Origin of the sequence: Sphingobacterium sp. UBA3519 (assembly GCF_002377215.1) — a bacterium.
GTDB classification, from domain to species: Bacteria; Bacteroidota; Bacteroidia; order Sphingobacteriales; family Sphingobacteriaceae; genus Sphingobacterium; species Sphingobacterium multivorum.
Map to the genome: position 1 here is coordinate 52,838 of NZ_DFPI01000010.1, position 18,099 is coordinate 70,936.

General features: G+C 40.1%; 20 protein-coding genes. 10 read left to right on the forward strand and 10 right to left on the reverse strand.

What is annotated here, in order from left to right:
* Nucleotides 1-174: 174 nt before the first annotated feature.
* From lptC to B3297_RS04285, 10 genes are all read right to left on the reverse strand, one after another.
* Entirely contained in the window at nt 175-804 is a 630-nt protein-coding gene (gene lptC, locus B3297_RS04240) for an LPS export ABC transporter periplasmic protein LptC (protein WP_286778470.1), read from the reverse strand.
* 8 nt (nt 805-812) lie between these two features.
* Nucleotides 813-2,138 (reverse strand): membrane protein, encoded by a 1,326-nt coding sequence (locus B3297_RS04245; protein ID WP_046672330.1) that lies wholly within the window; start codon nt 2,136-2,138, stop codon nt 813-815.
* Between the two features lie 175 nt (nt 2,139-2,313).
* On the reverse strand, nt 2,314-3,297 hold the full coding sequence (locus B3297_RS04250; RefSeq protein WP_286778471.1) for a DUF6427 family protein: 984 nt from the start codon (nt 3,295-3,297) through the stop codon (nt 2,314-2,316).
* Between the two features lie 20 nt (nt 3,298-3,317).
* Entirely contained in the window at nt 3,318-3,527 is a 210-nt protein-coding gene (locus B3297_RS04255) for a CcmD family protein (protein WP_046672332.1), read from the reverse strand.
* Nucleotides 3,528-3,674: 147 nt separating this feature from the next.
* The gene (gene ccsA, locus B3297_RS04260) at nt 3,675-4,337 is read right to left on the reverse strand and encodes a cytochrome c biogenesis protein (RefSeq protein ID WP_046672333.1); all 663 of its coding nucleotides are present in this window, start codon (nt 4,335-4,337) and stop codon (nt 3,675-3,677) included.
* 37 nt (nt 4,338-4,374) lie between these two features.
* Nucleotides 4,375-5,034: a heme exporter protein CcmB gene (locus B3297_RS04265; RefSeq protein WP_070563333.1), complete on the reverse strand. Its 660-nt coding sequence runs from the start codon at nt 5,032-5,034 to the stop codon at nt 4,375-4,377.
* 77 nt (nt 5,035-5,111) lie between these two features.
* Complete coding sequence (locus B3297_RS04270) at nt 5,112-5,510, reverse strand: hypothetical protein (protein WP_286778472.1); 399 nt, start codon at nt 5,508-5,510, stop codon at nt 5,112-5,114.
* A 103-nt stretch (nt 5,511-5,613) separates the two neighbouring features.
* Nucleotides 5,614-7,449 carry an ABC transporter ATP-binding protein gene (locus B3297_RS04275; RefSeq protein WP_286778473.1) on the reverse strand — a complete coding sequence of 612 codons (1,836 nt, stop codon included), beginning with the start codon at nt 7,447-7,449 and terminating at the stop codon, nt 5,614-5,616.
* Nucleotides 7,450-7,609: 160 nt separating this feature from the next.
* Nucleotides 7,610-8,164: a hypothetical protein gene (locus B3297_RS04280; RefSeq protein ID WP_286778474.1), complete on the reverse strand. Its 555-nt coding sequence runs from the start codon at nt 8,162-8,164 to the stop codon at nt 7,610-7,612.
* Between the two features lie 153 nt (nt 8,165-8,317).
* Complete coding sequence (locus B3297_RS04285) at nt 8,318-9,106, reverse strand: SAM hydrolase/SAM-dependent halogenase family protein (protein ID WP_286778475.1); 789 nt, start codon at nt 9,104-9,106, stop codon at nt 8,318-8,320.
* 351 nt (nt 9,107-9,457) lie between these two features.
* Between B3297_RS04285 and B3297_RS04290 the strand changes: the two genes are divergently transcribed.
* The 10 genes from B3297_RS04290 to hisIE all read left to right on the forward strand — a co-directional run bounded on the left by B3297_RS04290 (nt 9,458) and on the right by hisIE (nt 18,043).
* On the forward strand, nt 9,458-10,423 hold the full coding sequence (locus B3297_RS04290) for a PhoH family protein (RefSeq protein ID WP_286778476.1): 966 nt from the start codon (nt 9,458-9,460) through the stop codon (nt 10,421-10,423).
* Between the two features lie 83 nt (nt 10,424-10,506).
* The gene (locus B3297_RS04295) at nt 10,507-11,457 is read left to right on the forward strand and encodes a phosphoribosylaminoimidazolesuccinocarboxamide synthase (protein WP_286778554.1); all 951 of its coding nucleotides are present in this window, start codon (nt 10,507-10,509) and stop codon (nt 11,455-11,457) included.
* Nucleotides 11,458-11,490: 33 nt separating this feature from the next.
* Nucleotides 11,491-11,871 carry an STAS domain-containing protein gene (locus B3297_RS04300; protein ID WP_075990983.1) on the forward strand — a complete coding sequence of 127 codons (381 nt, stop codon included), beginning with the start codon at nt 11,491-11,493 and terminating at the stop codon, nt 11,869-11,871.
* A 1-nt stretch (nt 11,872) separates the two neighbouring features.
* A complete protein-coding gene (locus B3297_RS04305) occupies nt 11,873-12,784 on the forward strand; it encodes a ribonuclease Z (protein WP_286778477.1) in 912 nt (303 codons plus the stop codon).
* Nucleotides 12,785-13,011: 227 nt separating this feature from the next.
* Complete coding sequence (gene hisC / locus B3297_RS04310; protein ID WP_286778478.1) at nt 13,012-14,070, forward strand: histidinol-phosphate transaminase; 1,059 nt, start codon at nt 13,012-13,014, stop codon at nt 14,068-14,070.
* A gap of 4 nt (nt 14,071-14,074) precedes the next feature.
* On the forward strand, nt 14,075-15,214 hold the full coding sequence (gene hisB, locus B3297_RS04315; RefSeq protein WP_286778479.1) for a bifunctional histidinol-phosphatase/imidazoleglycerol-phosphate dehydratase HisB: 1,140 nt from the start codon (nt 14,075-14,077) through the stop codon (nt 15,212-15,214).
* 1 nt (nt 15,215) lies between these two features.
* Nucleotides 15,216-15,815, forward strand: coding sequence for an imidazole glycerol phosphate synthase subunit HisH (gene hisH / locus B3297_RS04320; protein ID WP_286778480.1), 600 nt, complete (start codon nt 15,216-15,218; stop codon nt 15,813-15,815).
* A gap of 12 nt (nt 15,816-15,827) precedes the next feature.
* Nucleotides 15,828-16,580: a HisA/HisF-related TIM barrel protein gene (locus B3297_RS04325; protein WP_286778481.1), complete on the forward strand. Its 753-nt coding sequence runs from the start codon at nt 15,828-15,830 to the stop codon at nt 16,578-16,580.
* Nucleotide 16,581: 1 nt separating this feature from the next.
* Nucleotides 16,582-17,334 (forward strand): imidazole glycerol phosphate synthase subunit HisF, encoded by a 753-nt coding sequence (hisF, locus tag B3297_RS04330; RefSeq protein ID WP_286778482.1) that lies wholly within the window; start codon nt 16,582-16,584, stop codon nt 17,332-17,334.
* A 124-nt stretch (nt 17,335-17,458) separates the two neighbouring features.
* Nucleotides 17,459-18,043 carry a bifunctional phosphoribosyl-AMP cyclohydrolase/phosphoribosyl-ATP diphosphatase HisIE gene (gene hisIE / locus B3297_RS04335; protein ID WP_286778483.1) on the forward strand — a complete coding sequence of 195 codons (585 nt, stop codon included), beginning with the start codon at nt 17,459-17,461 and terminating at the stop codon, nt 18,041-18,043.
* The last annotated feature ends 56 nt before the right edge of the window (nt 18,044-18,099 follow it).

An 18,099-nucleotide genomic window follows, 5' to 3' on the forward strand; every position in this document is an offset into this window, starting at 1 on the left:
GTAACAAAACAAATTTGAAAACTATTTGTATAAAGTGGAGTTTTTTGTGCTCTTTTAGTTCAAATGATTCGTTTTGAACAACTTAATCGTATAAATAAACTGCCTGGAGGTATTGTCTCGGATCTATACCTGCTGTTAAGCTAAACCTGAATCTGGTTTATGGCCTGCAAATAGTTATTTACCTAAGGAAGGGAAGAGACTGTTGTTGGTGATCACCGTATAACCAGTTGCATTGGCTATATTGACGTGTTTAAAATCCTTGTCCGAAGTAAATGATGAACCTTGTAAGTTACCGCGATTATCCCGAAAGAATGCCGTAATGGGAACATGATTATAAAAGGTCATGTTGCTGTTGCTATCGGCTTTACTTTCGTCATAGATGATCTCTTCTGTTTTGATGACAGAACCGTCAGCCATAGTAACCACCACATTTTTGGTAAATACGGTGGTCTTTTCTTTTTCCCGCCGAATAGCATGGTCGGAAGTAATTCGCTGAGTTTCCTTTAAATTGTCGTCGTAAAAGATGATTTTTATGCTTTTTGGAAATTCGTATACTTCGGTGCTATCGTGTTTGATACGCATTTCAGGGGCTGTAAGATTCGCTTTTACCCGTGTGGAATCGCTATAAATAATATCGACATGACGCGAAATGTCGACCGCCTCTTCCTTTTTCATATTGGCAATGCGGTCTACCTCTTTTAGATCCGGTTCGCAAGAGGTCAATGAGAGCGCCCCTTGTAAAAATAAGATTACTAGGGGCGATATATTTTGGAATATGGATGAAGCAAATGTCTTGCGTACCATCGTATTAATTAATCTAAAGGCGGTTTTCTAAACCAGCGGTCATTGAGGGTAAAGCCGATATTAAAGTTAATATAGCGTTCACGTAGGAGACTGTTGCTGATTTTGCCCATTTGGCCAAATTCTGCAGAGAAGTTTATTTTAGAGAAAGCTCCTGAAAATTGATTTCTTGCCAACGGCAGTCCCACACCTACAGTAACCGCCATATCGTTGATATTCTGGTCGCTTAAGAAATATTGTGTTTTATTATACCTGAAACCAACTCTATAGTCTACTTGGTTCAGATATTTAAGCGAAGTAACATCTGGTGTAATCTGACCACCAATCGCTACGCCATAATTCTTCCGTAGTTCGTTTTCACCCGCTCTGGTCTGAAATCTTGACCAATCGGCATATTTAAAATCGGCCCCGATTAACCATCGGTTGTTACGTGCAAGGGTAATACCTACATTATGTCGCAACGGAAGCGTCAAATGCCTGCTGCTACGGTCCGAAACATAGGTGCTATCCAACGGGATATTTTGGTTGTCTGGATCCGTTGAAGGTGTAACCCGTGTATTAAAAATTGTTGCTCTTTCTTTGATATCATTATTGAGCGACCCTGAATAACCAACGATCAACGAGTATTCTCTATTTAAAGGTTGTTCGTATTGCAGACCATAATCAAAGATAATCCCTTGGATTTCGCGCTTATTTTGTTGTTGTGTATTTAATGCTCCGGATGAAGGCAAAAACTCTACACGGCTATAATCATTTAGGGTTCCAAATAGATAAGACATATTGGCACCAATACTCAGACCTTTTACAATGCGTACCCCCCAACCTGCATAGGCTTTAGTTAAACCACCTTCGCCCGTGAAAACTTTCGTATAGGGATCAGAATTGACTGTTCCCGTTGAAGATGTCCGATAGCCTATATCTGAATAGGGAAGGATACCCAAGCTGATACCACCAAATCGTTTCATTGGGAATGTCATGGTGATGTGGCTAAAGGCAAAGTCAGCGGTATTATCCGATCTTGTTGTCGAATTTAACTGCGTGTAGTTCCCGTATAAACCAGCATCAAAGGTCGTAAACTGTGTAGCAGAATAAGATGCAGGGTTGCTTGGGTTGGTATTATACACGCCATTGATTCTCCGGACAGCGGTATTGACACCTCCCATCCCTCTATATTGTGGCAATAAATCTTCACGCATCTGACCAAGTCCAAATTGAGAATAAGGTGATGCGGATGTCGTTTTTTGTGCAAATGCGGTAGTAGAACTAGCTAAAATTCCACCTGCTAACAACAGTTGGAGTGATTTATTTCTTAGAGAGCTTGTAAAGCGTTTCTGCATGGTCAATCTATAAAATTGAGAAACTAATGTTTATTTAGTTTTAGTGAAATTTTCGAGTTATCTGACTCTTATATTAAATGTTCTTTGCTTTTAATCGCATACAAAACTATTCAATTTTTGCGAGCTTGTTAAGCCGATTTTGTTAAAAAAGGTTAAACACTTATTGTACAGTCGTTTAGAAAAACTGAAAGTAGATTATGGTCAGTGTTATGATGGCATATACAACTTCAAAAAACCATTTCTTTTTGGCATAAGTGAAATAATAAGCCATATAAATAGCGATGGAGGGGGCACAAAGTAAAAAATGGGCCTCCGTTAGTTTTTTATTCCAGTAAAAAGAAACTATCGCAAGGCATAACATAAAAAACAACAGTTGAAATGACTTGCGAATATGCACGACACTTTTGAAAAAATTGTCTTTCAATACCAAGAGGAAGAGTATTAACGTAAAGATTACTGGGACGAGTACCAGATAATCGACTAACTGAATGCGAATAGCAGTAGGGAATTTGTAGGTAAACGGTAGCCAAATGGTATAAAACTGCTCCATTTTACCCATCCAAAGGTAGATAACCGCTAAGATGAAATAGACCGTTGCTAGGCCAAGTAAAGGTGTAATCCACTCGCGCCAGTTGAATGGCCTAAAAATGAGTAGGCCTATCCATAGTAAGGCGAACATACTCAGAAAAGGGAAGTAGATCAGACTTCCTATCCCTACAATCATACCGAGATCAAACATTTCGGCTTTAACATCTGTCTGCCGATAGAGGGAGAGCAATTTGCTTAACATCCATATCGAAATGAAATTACAGATCAGTGTGGGTGAAAGTACCAAAAATGGTAAAAACAGGCTGGCCAGTGTCATGTACATCAAAGCAACCAAGAAACTGGGTTTACCCAGCAGGTTAAAATGGCTTATGATGCGATTGAGTATCGTTGCCTGAGAAATCGTCAGGATCAGTGTGATAAAAACATTGGTCGAAGGAGAGAGGTTGATTAAGTTATTTTCTCCCAAAAGATTCCCCAAGGCAGGCTCAAAGATTACAGAATCAAGTTTGTCCGGAAGGTGAAGAAATATGCCTAAGCATAAAACAAAACCCACGATGGATAGAAATAAAATATTGATGGGTGAATAATTTCTAAACTGACTTATAATCATCGTATGCAATCAATAAAATGCTATTTATTCTTTTTTTCCAATTTGCTGATACGGCGATCGAGCAAGAAAAGGAAGAAAGCCAAACCCAGAAAAATGACCAACATGACCAATACAACAACGTAGATCTTACCTTCGCTACGTAATCCAGTCGCCATCTCGACATCATCCTGTGCAAATGTGCTCAAAGTTGATAAGAGTAGTAAGGCGATTGACAATGTTATTTTTTTCATTTGTTTAAAATATTATTCGTGTCGTTTTCATTGTTATGTATGATTCGATACACGCTATTTGATTTATGTAATATTCTGTTTTTTACTGATTGGGTTTTACCGGATTTCTTTATTTTAGAAATAAAGTACGGTATTAGCCGTTCAATATTATGCGTTCAAGTCTTTCTTTTCGAGCAGGCGTACCCTATAGCGAAGTGAACAAATCCAAGCTGCAATCATTGGCCAGCCGATCATCGCGGCATAAAATGTAGGGCGTAGCTCGCTGCTCATTTTTAAATCGCCAAAGGCTGCGTTTCCTCCACTTCCAGGGTGAAGAGAGTCTGTCATCTTTGGTAGAATATAAAGTAACACGATGATAATCGGAAATGCAAAGATATTGTACACAGCCGATATTTTGGCTCTTTTTTGTTCTTCTTCCAGCGCATTGCGGAGCACCAAATAGGCTAGATACATCAGTGTTGCTATGGCAGAGCCATTAAGCTTCGGGTCGTTTGGCCAAGGCTCTCCCCAGGTGATGTTTGCCCAAAGCATACCTGTTGCAAGTCCAAGAAAACAAAATGTTATTCCGGTATTAACGGCTTCAATGGCCATTAAATCATACTCCTGTTTGCCCGTATTGAGGTATTTGATACTATAAATAACAGACACCAGGTACATAACGAACATAGCCGACCACATTGGGACATGAAAATAAACGTTGCGTATGCTTTCGTGAAGGATGAATAGGCGGGGAACAGGTCCCAAAAGACCATTGATAATGACCGCACAGATAATCATTACCGCTAATATTTTCCACCATTTTTTTCTCATGGATAAATTGAATTTAGTTTGTTCTCAATTCTGACACTTAATCTCGCCAAAGGTACGGAAATAACAATAAAGAAATAGTGATGGTGATTACATTAATTGCAAGTAATACGATTATTTCTTTGCTGCTGGAAGCCCTTTCCACGCCTTCTATTGCATTGCGGGATAGCTTGATTAATACGATTAACAGTGGGATGATGGCGGGGAAACTCAAGATGGCCATTAAGGTGCTGTTGTTGCCAGCTTTGGAGCTGATCCCGGAGATCATGGTAAAGACTGTGGCGAAACTGATGCTGCCTAAGATGACCGAAATGAAGTAAAGTGTTGGATCACCGACAGGGTTTCTGAATATCGTCGAATAGACAAAATATGCAATGATCGCCAGCAGGGTCATCATCATCATATTGTAAATGACTTTCGCTAAAATGATCGCTCTGGGATCAACCAGTGAATAGTAGTAAAGTTGCCGGTTTGGGTTTTCTTGGACGAAGCTTTTGTTGATTGCATTGATCGAAGCGAAGAGCATAATGATCCAAAATAATGCATTCCATGTAGCCGTATCAACTGATTTGAACGCTTGATAGCAGACGAAAACAGTTGATACGACATATAGTAGAATTCCGTTAATAGCATATTTTGAACGCCATTCCAGAATGATGTCTTTAAGAATTAAAGTTTTTACCTGTTGCAGCAAAGTCATATGCAGCAAAGATACAAATGTATTTTGACCACGGGAGTGATCAAAACCATCAATTCTTAAAAAAGCTGTTTTTTTACTTATGCGTTAGAAATTTTGGATTTTGCAGCATCAGTTGTATTGTCGATTTTGCTTGCCAAATTTTGAGCGGCATTGTTAGCGTGGTCCAAAGTTTCTCTGCCGGCTTCTTTTGCTTTGTTTTTCAGTGCATCTGCATCATCCGATGCTTTGCTGAAAGCTGCTTGTGCTTTTGATTTCAAATTGTCTAATTCAGCCGAAGCTTTGTTCGCTAGTTTTTGTGCCTTTTTAGCTTCTTTTTTTGAAAGATCTTTCAATGACTTAGTTAAGCTTTTAATGCCGTCATTTGCACGATCTAATTGTTTTTTCCCATCATCAGTTCCTAAAAGATACCATGCAGCAGCTCCCGCAGCTAATCCTACCAAAGCAAATGCCACTAATCCATTTTTGCTATTTTTCATAATTCTTCTATTTTGTTATATATTCAAATGATAATCAAGTATGATACCAAATGAACAATCCCAGGGTGAATTTGTTTAAAAAGAATCAATAATTAACAAAATTTTACATATCAATTTTCTGCTGCTTTGATTGCAGATTATAGAGGTGCTGATAAAGACCGCTTTCTTTTTGGAGCAGTTCAAAGTGCGTACCGCTCTCAGACACGATTCCATTTTCGACAACGATAATTTTATCGGCATCAATAATGGTCGATAGTCGGTGTGCAATAATGATCGAGGTGCGTCCACGCATTAATTCTTCCAACGCCTCCTGCACTTGTCTTTCTGATTCTGAGTCTAGGGAAGAAGTGGCTTCGTCCAAGATAAGGATTGCAGGATCTTTTAATAGTGCACGCGCAATGGCGATTCGTTGGCGCTGACCACCAGAGAGTTTAACGCCACGTTCACCAACTAAGGTGTCATAGCTTTCGGGGAAATTTAATATAAATTGATGTGCGTTGGCACGTTTTGCAGCCGCTATTATTTCATCTTCCGTGGCATCGAGCTTACCATAGGCTATATTTTCACGTATTGTTCCGCCAAACAGCAAAACATCTTGCGGCACGATAGCGACCTGGTTGCGGATATCGCAAAGTTCAAAATCGGATGCCGGTTTGTCATCGTAATATACTTCCCCTTTATTGGCTGTGTAGAATTGTAGAATCAATGAAGCTATTGTTGATTTCCCGGTGCCACTTGGGCCAACTATAGCGATTTTATCACCCGCATTGGCTGTAAAGTTGATGTCTTTCAGGATTTCAATATCGGGACGGCTTGGGTAGGCAAAGGAAACATGATTGAAGCTTAGTTTACCGGTCATGGTTTTGTGGACTTCCTTGCAAGTTGGTTTCACATTAAGGTTTTCTTGTGGCTCATCCAAAATTTCCAAAATCCGTTCACTCGCTCCCAAGGAACGTTGGATATTGGCATATAGCTCAGGAAAACTGCCCATGGAACCTGCTACAAACATCGAATATAGAATGTAGGTCGTTAGGTCGCCTACTGTCATTTCATGGATAGAAACTAATGCCGCTCCATACCAGATGACAGCGATCACAGCTCCGAAAATACAGAAGATAATAAAAGAAGCAAAAGCACCTCGAAAGGTAGCTCCTTTGACCGCTAATTTCACGACCGAATCCATCTGATTACTGTAACGGTTGAATTCGAAATATTCATTCACAAAGGCTTTTACATTGCTTATCCCTAACAATGTTTCCTGAACGATACTATTTGACTCGGCCATTTTATCCTGTGCCTGTCTGGACAATTCGCGAATGAATTTTCCGAAAATAATAGCAGCCACAACAATGATCGGTAATATACAAAGGTTCATGAGCGCAAGTTTGGGTGATACCCAAACCAATAAGAACACACCAAAGCAAAGGCTAATCAACTGTCTTAAGATTTCAGCCAATGTTGTTGTTAGTGTATCCTGGATTTGTGAAAGGTCTGCAGACAAGCGGCTGTTTAATTCCCCAACACGACGATTGGCGAAAAATTCAATTGGCAAAGAAATCAGCTTAAGATAAGTATCCTTGCGGAGTGCAGCCAATGTACGCTCTGCAATCTCAACAAAGATTCGGATCCGAAAAAAAGATACGACCGATAAAAAAGAGAGAATAATGAAAGCTATTCCGCCGATATAATAGACCTGTGGTGTAAGCCACGGATAGGTTTGTTTGCCTTGGGCTGCGTCAATCATAGCGCCGAGTAAGGCTGGAAACGCCAGCATGGCCAAGCTTGATAAAACCAAGAAAAACATGCCAATCCCAAATTTAAACCGATAGGGTTTTAAATAGGTCAATATTTTTGCCGCTCTCAAAAGGAGCTCCTTATTCAATTTTGGTTTTGGTAGATCTTCTTCTTGTTTATTACCGCTGTTGAATCCTCTTGCCATATCCGCTACTTCAAATTTTGTTGCGAGGACAAATGTAAAGAGATTAAAAATATTTTGCTATCATACTTTAGTCAATTTTTGAACAGAATCGTACTTTTTCTTATTTAAACAGCAATTTTAAGCGGCTTGTCGTTATGCAGATGCTTATGGCTGTGGCGCTTTATTTTAAATTTTGTTGTTTCGAAGCTGTTTGTTGCGCTTTAAATTTATAACATAAATATCCTAATACGGCGATAATAAGTAAAGCGATGTAGAGCAGTATATTGCCTATACCTTCGCTGCCGGATGTTTTGTCAATCTGTGTTCGCAGCTTTTCGTTTTCTTTTTGAAGTTTGCTTATAGTGCCAATATAGGCTGAGACCTGTTTGTCATAATCAGTCGCCAATTGTTGGAACTTATCCTTTTCAAAATCTTTGATTTTCAGTAGTTTTTGGGTCTCCAAGAAAATATTATTGTCGGTGATAACAATATCTTTAAGGATATCAATGCTTTTTTGCATGTCGCCCTTTGATTTGAAAAGTCCAAAAAGTCCTGTTTTTTGTGTGAGGCTCGTATCGTAGGCCCCGAATTTCTGTTGACGGGCATCGAGTAGGTCATTTACACGGCTTCGTTGTACCTCAAAAGAGCTGGAGTCCGGGTTGTTTTGCGACTTGGCCTGTCCATAGAAGCAAAATAGAACGGTGACTAGAAGTAAGAATCTTAAGAATTTCATCATGTATTTGGACGATCTATTTATCAAATGTTTAGTTTAAACTAACGTTCATGGTAAAATTTTATTTTGCCACGAAGCTACGCTTGCAATTTTAGCTCTATGGTCAGTTAGACCACGAAAAAATGAAGCGAATGGACCACAGATGAATTTATGAAATTAATCTTTAAATTCTATACGAATTACATTGGAATCGTCATCATGAAGTCCGAGTAGCTGACTTGCATTCCCTTTATTGATGGCGATTTCAAGATAGTTGGAAATACCGAATAGACAAAGTTTCTCGCCTTCTCCCACTTCGTTGTAGTGCCAAGAAAGATTGGTAATGGTTTCATTACGTTTGAAATAGAGGACAAAGTGCCTTCCTTTTTGAACTTTATTGAATAGATCTTTTGAGATATTGGTAATAGCATTGCCGAAAGCATCCACATAAATGACGTTCCCTCGGATCATGTCTTTGTCAAAGATAGGCTGCAACGTTACTTTTTCGATGAGCTGTTGCATTGGAGTTCCGATTTCTTTCAGTTTGCCTCCTTTGGCAATATGACAGGCAGATTTAGAAAGGATGTCTGCGAGCGGAAAGTGAAGATACCGGAGGTCTTGCATTAAGTTGAGCTCATAGAGTTCCTGAGGTTCATTGCCATTCAGCAATAGACTGAAAATACCATTGTCGGCCCCGACGAAATAATGATCGTTGTATTTCATGCCGATATATTTCGACTCTTCATGAAACAGGGTGTTAATTCCGATAATGTGTACGGTTCCTTTAGGAAAATAATGATAAGCGTTACCTAATACAAAGGCCGCCCGAGGAATATTGAATGCTGGAATTTCGTGGGTAATATCAACAATATTGGCATCAGACAACTGCGATAAAAGACTACCTTTTAGCGCGGCTTGATAAAAATCTTTGTGTCCTAAGTCTGTTGTTAATGTAATTACTGCCATTATAATCTAATCCTAGATCGAATTGCTGTCGAATTCCCTTAAATATACCTTTAAATTTATCTAAATAGTGGACAAAATTACTATTTATCAGATGATTTATAAAGCTAATTGGATAACTTATTTTGAATCTGTCTTTTTTCGATTGATATACACAAACATAGCGAAGATTTTATGTATAATGAAATCTTCAGGCCCCTTATGTGGGCTGCCCCGATAAGCTACCAAATCATCGTTGTTTGTACGCTGTATCTTCTTGGTTGTTTCGTTAGAATACGTTAATTTTGAATAGTATTATACAGGGACGATATTGTGTAATGGCTACAATCTAATTAATTCTAAATAGGATAAAATTTGAACGAATTACTAATTGCATTAGATGGTCTGAATTTGCCCATATTATGGGGAGCAGACAATGAGCACTTCGATTATTTGAAGAAGCAATTCCCAAAACTGCGGATTGTAGCTCGCGGAAGTGAAATGAAGGTGTTGGGAGACGCGAAGGAATTAGATCTGTTTGAGCAATCGTTTAAGGAAATCGTGGCTCATCTGGAAAAATTTAACAACATTACTTTATTGGATTTTGAAAATCTCCTTGGAGCAAATGCAGGTTCCGCTGCCCAGCAGGAAAAGGAACTTGCGGCCAAACATGCAGCCTTTGGATCTGAACCGATCGTGTATGGGCCGAATGGTCTTATTGTACGTGCACGTACGGCCAACCAGCGGAAGATGGTGGATAGTATTTCGAAAAATGATATCTTATTTGCGATCGGACCAGCAGGTACGGGAAAGACCTATACAGCGGTTGCGTTAGCTGTTCGGGCACTTCGCAATAAAGAAATCAAAAGGATCATTCTAACAAGACCCGCCGTAGAGGCCGGCGAAAACCTCGGTTTTTTACCTGGCGACTTAAAAGATAAGGTAGACCCTTATTTGAGACCGCTCTACGATGCATTGGACGATATGATTCCAGCAGAGAAGCTAAAAGGTTATCTGGAAAATCGGACTATTGAGGTCGCTCCTTTAGCATTTATGCGCGGGCGAACACTTGATAACTGCTTTGTGATTCTGGATGAAGCTCAGAATGCAACAGATATGCAGCTGAAGATGTTTTTGACACGTATGGGGCCAACTGCAAAATTTATCGTTACAGGTGATATGACCCAAGTAGATTTACCGAAAAAAAATCAATCTGGATTGTCTACTTCGATTCGTTTATTGGAGAATATCGAAGGAATAGACATTATCCACCTCAGTGGTGGAGATGTGGTTCGCCATAAATTGGTTCGCCGCATCCTAGAAGCGTATGGTGATATTTAATTAAATAAACGCGCTGCATCTATGAATGCCATTAAACGCGGTCATAGATGAACAATTTCTTACATTTGAATTTTACTTTGAACATGAATGCTATAAAAGAAACAAATTTCAATTTCGACAATCAAACTGCTTTTTACCGCGGAAAAGTACGTGATGTATATACGATTGCCAATACTTATTTGGCGATGGTTGCCTCAGATCGTATTTCGGCATTTGATGTGGTGCTTCCACGTCCTATACCCTATAAAGGGCAGGTATTGAATCAAATTGCAGCCAAATTTTTAAAGGCTACGGCTGATATTATTCCAAATTGGGTCGTATCTGTTCCGGACCCAAGTGTAACTATCGGTCAAATGTGTGAGCCGTTTAAAGTAGAAATGGTTATCCGGGGCTACTTGTCGGGACATGCTTGGCGTGAATATGCTGCAGGCAAACGTGAAGTATGTGGTGAGGTATTGCCAGAAGGACTGAAAGAAAATGACAAATTGCCTGAGCCAATCATTACACCGACAACCAAGGCTGCTGTTGGACACGATGAAGATATCTCACGTGCCGATATCTTGAAAAAAGGTATCGTAAGCGAGGAAGATTATGTTCAATTGGAGCAATATACCAAAGCGTTGTTCCAAAGAGGTACTGAAATTGCTGCGCAAAGAGGACTAATTTTGGTGGATACAAAATATGAGTTTGGAAAAAAGGATGGAAAAATTGTGTTGATCGACGAGATTCATACGCCAGATTCTTCGCGTTATTTTTATTCAGAAGGCTATCAGGAACGCCAGGAAAAAGGGGAGCCACAAAAGCAGTTGTCGAAGGAGTTCGTTCGTAAATGGTTAATTGAAAATGGCTTTCAAGGGAAAGACGGTCAGGTCGTTCCGGAGATGACCGATGAGATTGTAGCTTCCATTTCTGAACGTTATATTGAGCTATACGAGCATATTGTAGGAGAGAAATTTGTGTATCCCGATCAGGAAAATGTGCTGGAACGTGTGGAAAGAAATGTGGCAAAGGCCTTAAAAACGCTAAATTATTAGTACATTGTATCCTCAAACAAAGGAGATAGACTAATGAAGTATACCATTGATAAGCACGATCGCTATATTGTCATAGAACCTCATGTCGATGTGATTGACGCGGATAATGCCGCTAAACTCAAAGGGGAGTTTTTGTTGCGGAATACGATTGGACAACGGAATATTGTTTTGGATATGATCCACGTTAAGCAGACGGACGAGGTCGGTATCCGTTTAGGCGTGCTTGCCCATCGTTTATGTCAGTCTGTTGGTGGCATATTTATTTTGGTTAATCTTTGTCCAACATTAATGGATATGGTTCGTGTATCGCATTTGGATAAATCGCTGAAAATAGCGCCATCTTTAAAGGTTGCGGAGGATTTAATCTTTGCGCACGAATTGGAATCTGAGTATCGGGGGACAATTGAGGATTAATATGAAGTTTGAAGTTCTGATATTAGGAAATAGCTCGGCAACGCCGATGTTTGATCGTCATCCGACTAGCCAAGTGTTGAACTTTAATGAGCAATTGTTTTTGATCGACTGCGGAGAAGGCACACAGATGCAACTCAGCCGATATGGCATCAAAAGCAATCGTATAGGACATATATTTATTAGCCATCTACATGGAGATCATTATTTGGGCTTGGTGGGGCTGCTTTCATCGATGCACCTTGTCGGCCGAAAAAGTGATCTCCATTTGTATGGACCACCTGCGTTAAAGGAAATTTTAGACGTGCAGTTTTTGCATTCCGAGACTATCTTACGCTATAATCTTGTTTTTCATTCGATTTCACCCGAACAGCCAGGCGTTATTTTTGAAAACAGAACATTAAAAGTAAGTGCTTTTCCATTAAAGCACCGTATTGCCTGTACTGGCTTTCGTTTTGATGAGGGACCTCGTGCGCGAACATTGCTGGGCGATGTCGTACAAGAATTAAATATACCTACCGCCTATTTTCCGATGATCAAAAAAGGATTTGATTACGTCGATGAAAGCGGTAAAGTATATCATGCAGACGACCTGAGTCTTCCTGCTCCCTTATCGCGCAGTTATGTGTATTGTTCGGATACTGTACGGACGCCAGAATATCTGCCTTATGTGCAAAAGGCTAATCTGATGTATCATGAGTCTACATTCTTGCACGATATGGTCGATCGCGCAAAAGAGACGTTTCACACAACAGCGCTGGAAGCTGGAGAGATCGCCCAGGAAACTCTCGCAAAGAAGTTGCTATTAGGTCATTATTCAGCTCGATACAGAGACTTAAATCCTCTATTGGAAGAAGCGAGAACTGTATTCCCGAATACGGAACTTTCTGTGGAAGGTAGATGGTTTTCCGTTTAGTTTTTTTGAATTTTCTTTCACACCCCAACAAAGAATGGATTTAGATCGATGAAATAGCGATAAAGGAGAAGTAATCAGGACCCTAAAACGAATAGATACAAGCAAACTACCAGGTAGAAAAGGCTGATCAAAGTAACTTAAGATCCAATAGCCGCCTATGAATAATTGCTTATTATATTGCATATGATGAACAATTTATCTAAGTTTACGGCTCTAATTTTTTTATAATGGATAATCCATTCAACTTAAACAACCTACTACGGGAAAATATTAAGAAGCTCGTACCTTATTCATCTGCAAGAGATGAATTTAAAGGGGAGGCATCCATATTGATTGATGCCAATGAAAATCCTTTTGGATCGCCCTTAAACCATGATTACAACCGATATCCAGACCCTCTCCAACATCAAGTTAAAGCAAAACTTTCTAAAATAAAAGGTGTACCATCAGAGAATATCTTTTTGGGAAATGGAAGTGATGAAGCTATTGATATTTTATACCGCGCATTTTGTACCCCTGGTGTTGACAATGTCATACTAGTTCCGCCAACCTATGGGATGTATGAAGTTTCTGCGAACATCAATGATGTTGCTTTCAAAAAGGTAAACCTTACCGCTGATTACCAGCTGGATCTGGATGGTATTGCCAATGCAATAGATGCCCATACGAAATTGATTTTTATCTGTTCTCCAAATAATCCAACCGGAAACTCAATTCGTCGTCAGGATATTGAAACGATCTTGAATAATTTTCAGGGGCTTGTTGTTGTGGATGAGGCTTATATTAATTTTTCTGCTGTCAAGTCGTTTACGCAAGAACTGGCTGAATACCCCAATCTAGTGGTATTGCAGACTTTGTCTAAAGCTTGGGGGCTGGCAGCCCTACGCCTGGGTATGGCTTTTGCCAGTAAAGAGATTATTGCTGTTTACAATAAAATAAAACCGCCATACAACATTAATCAGGCTACACAAGATATTGTGTTGGAAGCCTTAGATCAGGTTGATCAAGTCAATGACTGGATCAAGGAGACGGTAGCGGAGCGCGAGAAACTCGTGCGTGAATTGCTTGAACTGGACTATGTACAGAATATTACACCTTCTGATGCCAACTTTATTTTGGTCAAGATGGATCAACCTCGGGAGGTTTACGATTACCTCGTCCAATATGGAATCATCGTTAGGGATCGATCTAAAGTCGAACTGTGTGAAGGTTGTCTACGGATCACAGTCGGCACGCCGGCTGAAAATAAAACATTGTTAGAAAAACTTAATCAAATCAATAAATAATACTATGCCTGATAACTTAAAACGTGTACTGTTTATAGACCGCGACGGAACATTGATTTTGGAACCTGAAGACGAACAAATCGATTCTTTTGCCAAATTAAAATTCTATCCTGGTGCTTTGCAGTATCTACCACGTATCGCAAAGGAGCTGGATTTCGAATTGATCTTGGTTTCCAACCAAGATGGTTTAGGAACGTCTTCCCATCCGGAGGAGAATTTCTGGCCAGTTCATCATTTTGTGATTGATACGTTTGCAGGAGAAGGCGTAGTGTTTGCCGAGGAACATATTGATAAAACGTTTCCACACGAGAATGCGGAAACCCGAAAACCTGGGGTTGGTATGCTTGGGGCCTATTTTGATACATCGAAATACGATTTGAGTCAATCCTTCGTCATCGGTGATCGTGTGAATGATGTTAAATTAGCACAAAACCTCGGCGCAAAGGCAATTTGGCTACGTGCTAACGATCAATTAGGTGCTTTGGAAAACCTTGCGATAGATTCAGCTGTTATAGCTTTAGAGACAACAGATTGGAAGACGGTGTATGAATTCCTTAAATTGGGCACACGCACTGCCGAACATCATCGGAAAACCAATGAAACTGATATTTTTATTCAGTTGAATTTGGACGGTTCAGGGAAGTCGGACATCGAAACGGGATTGCCGTTTTTTGATCATATGTTGGATCAATTGGCTAGACACGGAGCACTTGATTTGACCATTAAGGCGAAAGGGGATCTTCATATCGACGAACATCATACCATCGAAGATACAGGTATCGCACTTGGGGAGGTCTTTTTGAAGGCTTTAGGGGACAAACGCGGAATTGAGCGCTATTCCTATACGTTGCCAATGGATGATTGTTTGGCTCAGGTTGCATTGGATTTTGGTGGTCGTAACTGGATTGTGTGGGATGCGGAATTTAAACGCGAGAAGATCGGCGATATGCCTACGGAAATGTTTTTCCACTTCTTTAAGTCGTTTTCAGATGCTTCACGATCGAATTTAAACATTAAAGCTGAAGGTGATAACGAGCACCATAAGATCGAAGCGATCTTTAAAGCTTTTGCTAAATCTATCAAGAAAGCAGTGAGACGCGATGCCGACCATATGCAATTGCCTAGTACAAAAGGAGTATTGTAAGATGATAGGAATTATTAATTATGGTGCGGGGAATATTTTCTCTTTGACAGCGGCACTGGATCGTGTTGGGCTTACCTATGGTATGGTCAATACAGCCGATGAGATCGATCAATACGATCGTATCATCATTCCTGGAGTGGGGCATGCTGGAGCAGCAATGGACAAGCTACAGGAATCTGGGCTGATACCCTCTATCAAAAAGCTGCAAAAGCCTGTCTTGGGTATTTGTGTTGGCATGCAACTGCTGACCGATTTTTCAGAGGAGGGGAACGCCGAAATGTTAAAGCTATTTCCTTTGAAAACGTTACATTTCGATGCCGGGAAAGCAGGTAAAGTGCCACATATGGGCTGGAACAGTGTCTCCGTACAAGCAAATAATCCTTTATTTGCGAATATTGAAGATCAGACTTACTTTTATTTTGTCCACTCGTATTTTATCGAATACGATGCAACTTATACCGCGGCAAAATGTGTCTATGGACAGCCTTTTTCGGCTGCTATTTCTAAAGACAATTTCTTTGGCGTACAATTTCATCCAGAGAAATCTGGAAAAGCAGGAGAGCAGCTGCTGCTCAATTTTTCAACTATTCAAATTGACTAAAAATATTCGACTATGTATATCATTCCAGCAATAGACGTTTTGGACAAAAAAGTTGTCCGTTTGAGAGAGGGTAACTACAATGACGTTACAACGTATGCGATTAGTTTAGAAGAGCAAATCGAAACCTACCGCGCAAATGGTACGGAGCTCGTCCATATCATTGATTTAAATGGTGCAAAAGGAGACTTCAGCAATCAGGCCTATTTATTTGATATCATCCAAAAGACGGATATGAAAATTCAGTATGGCGGTGGTGTTAGAAGCATAGAGAAGGTTAAAGAATTGGTCGACGCTGGTATTTATCGTGTTATTGTCGGAACACAGGCAATCACAAATCCTTCATTCTTGGAGGAACTGGCTACATTGAACGAAGGTAAAGTAAAATATGCAGACCATATCGTTATCGCAATTGACGTATTGGATGAAGTTATCAAATACTCCGGATGGTTGGAAAGCTCGCCAATCAAATTAATCGAATATATTGATAAATGCTTGGTTTTAGGATTCTTTAGGTTCTTATGTACCGATATTAGTAAAGATGGTAAATTGGGCGGTGCAGGCGTTGAATTGTACCAAAAGTTGTTGAGCCATTCTCCAATTATCAAACTAATTGCGTCTGGCGGAATCAGTTCAATGGACGATATTCAGAAACTTCAGGAATTGGGCGGAGTAGAGTCTGTTGTCGTTGGTAAAGCAATCTATGAAAATAGAATCTCGATCGATGAAATCAAAGATTGGAATTTAAAATCGCTAATCAGATTTTAAAATGCTGGCAAAACGTATAATTCCCTGTTTGGATGTTAAAGATGGGCGTACAGTAAAAGGAGTCAATTTTGTGGATCTGCGCGATGCTGGTGATCCCGTTGAATTGGCCTATGAGTATTCTCAACAAGGGGCAGATGAACTTGTTTTTCTGGATATTACAGCGACACATGAGGGGCGTAAAACGACAATTGATTTAGTCAAAGCGGTCGCTCGTCAAGTGAATATACCCTTTACAATAGGCGGTGGTATCAATGAAATCAAAGATGCTGACATCTTATTGAATGCCGGCGCGGATAAAATTTCCATCAACTCCGCTGCGGTACGTAACCCTGGTCTTATCAATGAAATGGCCTCGGCTTTTGGAGCACAATTTGTTGTCGTTGCTGTAGATACCCGGTCTATTGAAGGTCGAAATTTTGTTCATCTAAGTGGGGGACGCATTAAGACGGAATTGAACACAGCGGATTGGATCCTTGAAGCGCAGGAACGTGGAGCGGGAGAGATCCTGCTGACGTCAATGGATCATGATGGCACAAAGAATGGTTTTGACAATGGTTTTTTAAGAACAATAAATGACCAGATTCATATTCCACTGATTGCTTCTGGCGGAGCTGGTAATCAACAGCATTTTGTGGATGTTTTTCAACAAGCTAACGTGGATGCTGCCCTGGCGGCATCGGTCTTCCATTATGGTGAAATATTGATCCCCGATCTTAAAGCTACCTTACGTCAAAATGGAATTGTCGTAAGATAGGAAACAAGATTAAAGATCGATGATCAAAGAGCAGTAAGTCATAAACTTGCTGAATGAAATCATGACGAGTTAAAAGAGAGCTCATGGCTCTTCGAAAATAATTAAAAATTGAAATACTAAAATCATGTTAGATTTTGCAAAAAGTGACGGCCTCGTTCCAGTGATTGTGCAGGACTTCCAAACGTTGGAAGTATTGATGTTAGGCTATATGAACGAGAAAGCTTGGGAGAAGACACAAGCAGAAAAACGTGTTACGTTTTTCTCCCGCAGCAAAAATCGCCTTTGGACAAAAGGAGAGGAGAGTGGAAACTTTTTGAATGTAAAAAGCATCCATGTTGATTGTGATAAGGATACTGTTTTGATCAAAGCAGAACCAATGGGACCTACCTGTCATACAGGGAGCAGGAGCTGTTTTAATACAGACTTCAACCAAAACTTTCTGTTGGAGCTAGAGCGTATCGTCAACCATCGCTATGAACATCCTTCGGACGAATCTTATGTCAATCGTCTGCGTTCTCGCGGTATCAATAAGATTGCGCAAAAAGTTGGCGAGGAAGCCGTAGAAACAGTCATTGCAGCATTGACAGAAACAGATACAGATTTTATCAATGAAACTTCAGACTTATTGTTTCATTTGATCGTATTGTTGCGTGAGAAAGGATTTTCTTTGGAGACAATTGCGAAAAACCTCGAGAGCAGACATCAATAGGTCGCTGATGGGGCATCTTACCTCGTGCTCCTAGCTCCCTTAAAATCGGATGATAC

What these genes read in the sequence shown, in the direction of transcription:
- lptC (WP_286778470.1), bottom strand. Translation starts at nt 804, where the DNA reads ATGGTACGCAAGACATTTGCTTCATCCATATTCCAAAATATATCGCCC.
- B3297_RS04245 (WP_046672330.1), bottom strand. Translation starts at nt 2,138, where the DNA reads ATGCAGAAACGCTTTACAAGCTCTCTAAGAAATAAATCACTCCAACTG.
- B3297_RS04250 (WP_286778471.1), bottom strand. Translation starts at nt 3,297, where the DNA reads ATGATTATAAGTCAGTTTAGAAATTATTCACCCATCAATATTTTATTT.
- B3297_RS04255 (WP_046672332.1), bottom strand. Translation starts at nt 3,527, where the DNA reads ATGAAAAAAATAACATTGTCAATCGCCTTACTACTCTTATCAACTTTG.
- ccsA (WP_046672333.1), bottom strand. Translation starts at nt 4,337, where the DNA reads ATGAGAAAAAAATGGTGGAAAATATTAGCGGTAATGATTATCTGTGCG.
- B3297_RS04265 (WP_070563333.1), bottom strand. Translation starts at nt 5,034, where the DNA reads ATGACTTTGCTGCAACAGGTAAAAACTTTAATTCTTAAAGACATCATT.
- B3297_RS04270 (WP_286778472.1), bottom strand. Translation starts at nt 5,510, where the DNA reads ATGAAAAATAGCAAAAATGGATTAGTGGCATTTGCTTTGGTAGGATTA.
- B3297_RS04275 (WP_286778473.1), bottom strand. Translation starts at nt 7,449, where the DNA reads ATGGCAAGAGGATTCAACAGCGGTAATAAACAAGAAGAAGATCTACCA.
- B3297_RS04280 (WP_286778474.1), bottom strand. Translation starts at nt 8,164, where the DNA reads ATGATGAAATTCTTAAGATTCTTACTTCTAGTCACCGTTCTATTTTGC.
- B3297_RS04285 (WP_286778475.1), bottom strand. Translation starts at nt 9,106, where the DNA reads ATGGCAGTAATTACATTAACAACAGACTTAGGACACAAAGATTTTTAT.
- B3297_RS04295 (WP_286778554.1), top strand. Translation starts at nt 10,507, where the DNA reads ATGAATGCTATAAAAGAAACAAATTTCAATTTCGACAATCAAACTGCT.
- B3297_RS04300 (WP_075990983.1), top strand. Translation starts at nt 11,491, where the DNA reads ATGAAGTATACCATTGATAAGCACGATCGCTATATTGTCATAGAACCT.
- B3297_RS04305 (WP_286778477.1), top strand. Translation starts at nt 11,873, where the DNA reads ATGAAGTTTGAAGTTCTGATATTAGGAAATAGCTCGGCAACGCCGATG.
- hisC (WP_286778478.1), top strand. Translation starts at nt 13,012, where the DNA reads ATGGATAATCCATTCAACTTAAACAACCTACTACGGGAAAATATTAAG.
- hisB (WP_286778479.1), top strand. Translation starts at nt 14,075, where the DNA reads ATGCCTGATAACTTAAAACGTGTACTGTTTATAGACCGCGACGGAACA.
- hisH (WP_286778480.1), top strand. Translation starts at nt 15,216, where the DNA reads ATGATAGGAATTATTAATTATGGTGCGGGGAATATTTTCTCTTTGACA.
- B3297_RS04325 (WP_286778481.1), top strand. Translation starts at nt 15,828, where the DNA reads ATGTATATCATTCCAGCAATAGACGTTTTGGACAAAAAAGTTGTCCGT.
- hisF (WP_286778482.1), top strand. Translation starts at nt 16,582, where the DNA reads ATGCTGGCAAAACGTATAATTCCCTGTTTGGATGTTAAAGATGGGCGT.
- hisIE (WP_286778483.1), top strand. Translation starts at nt 17,459, where the DNA reads ATGTTAGATTTTGCAAAAAGTGACGGCCTCGTTCCAGTGATTGTGCAG.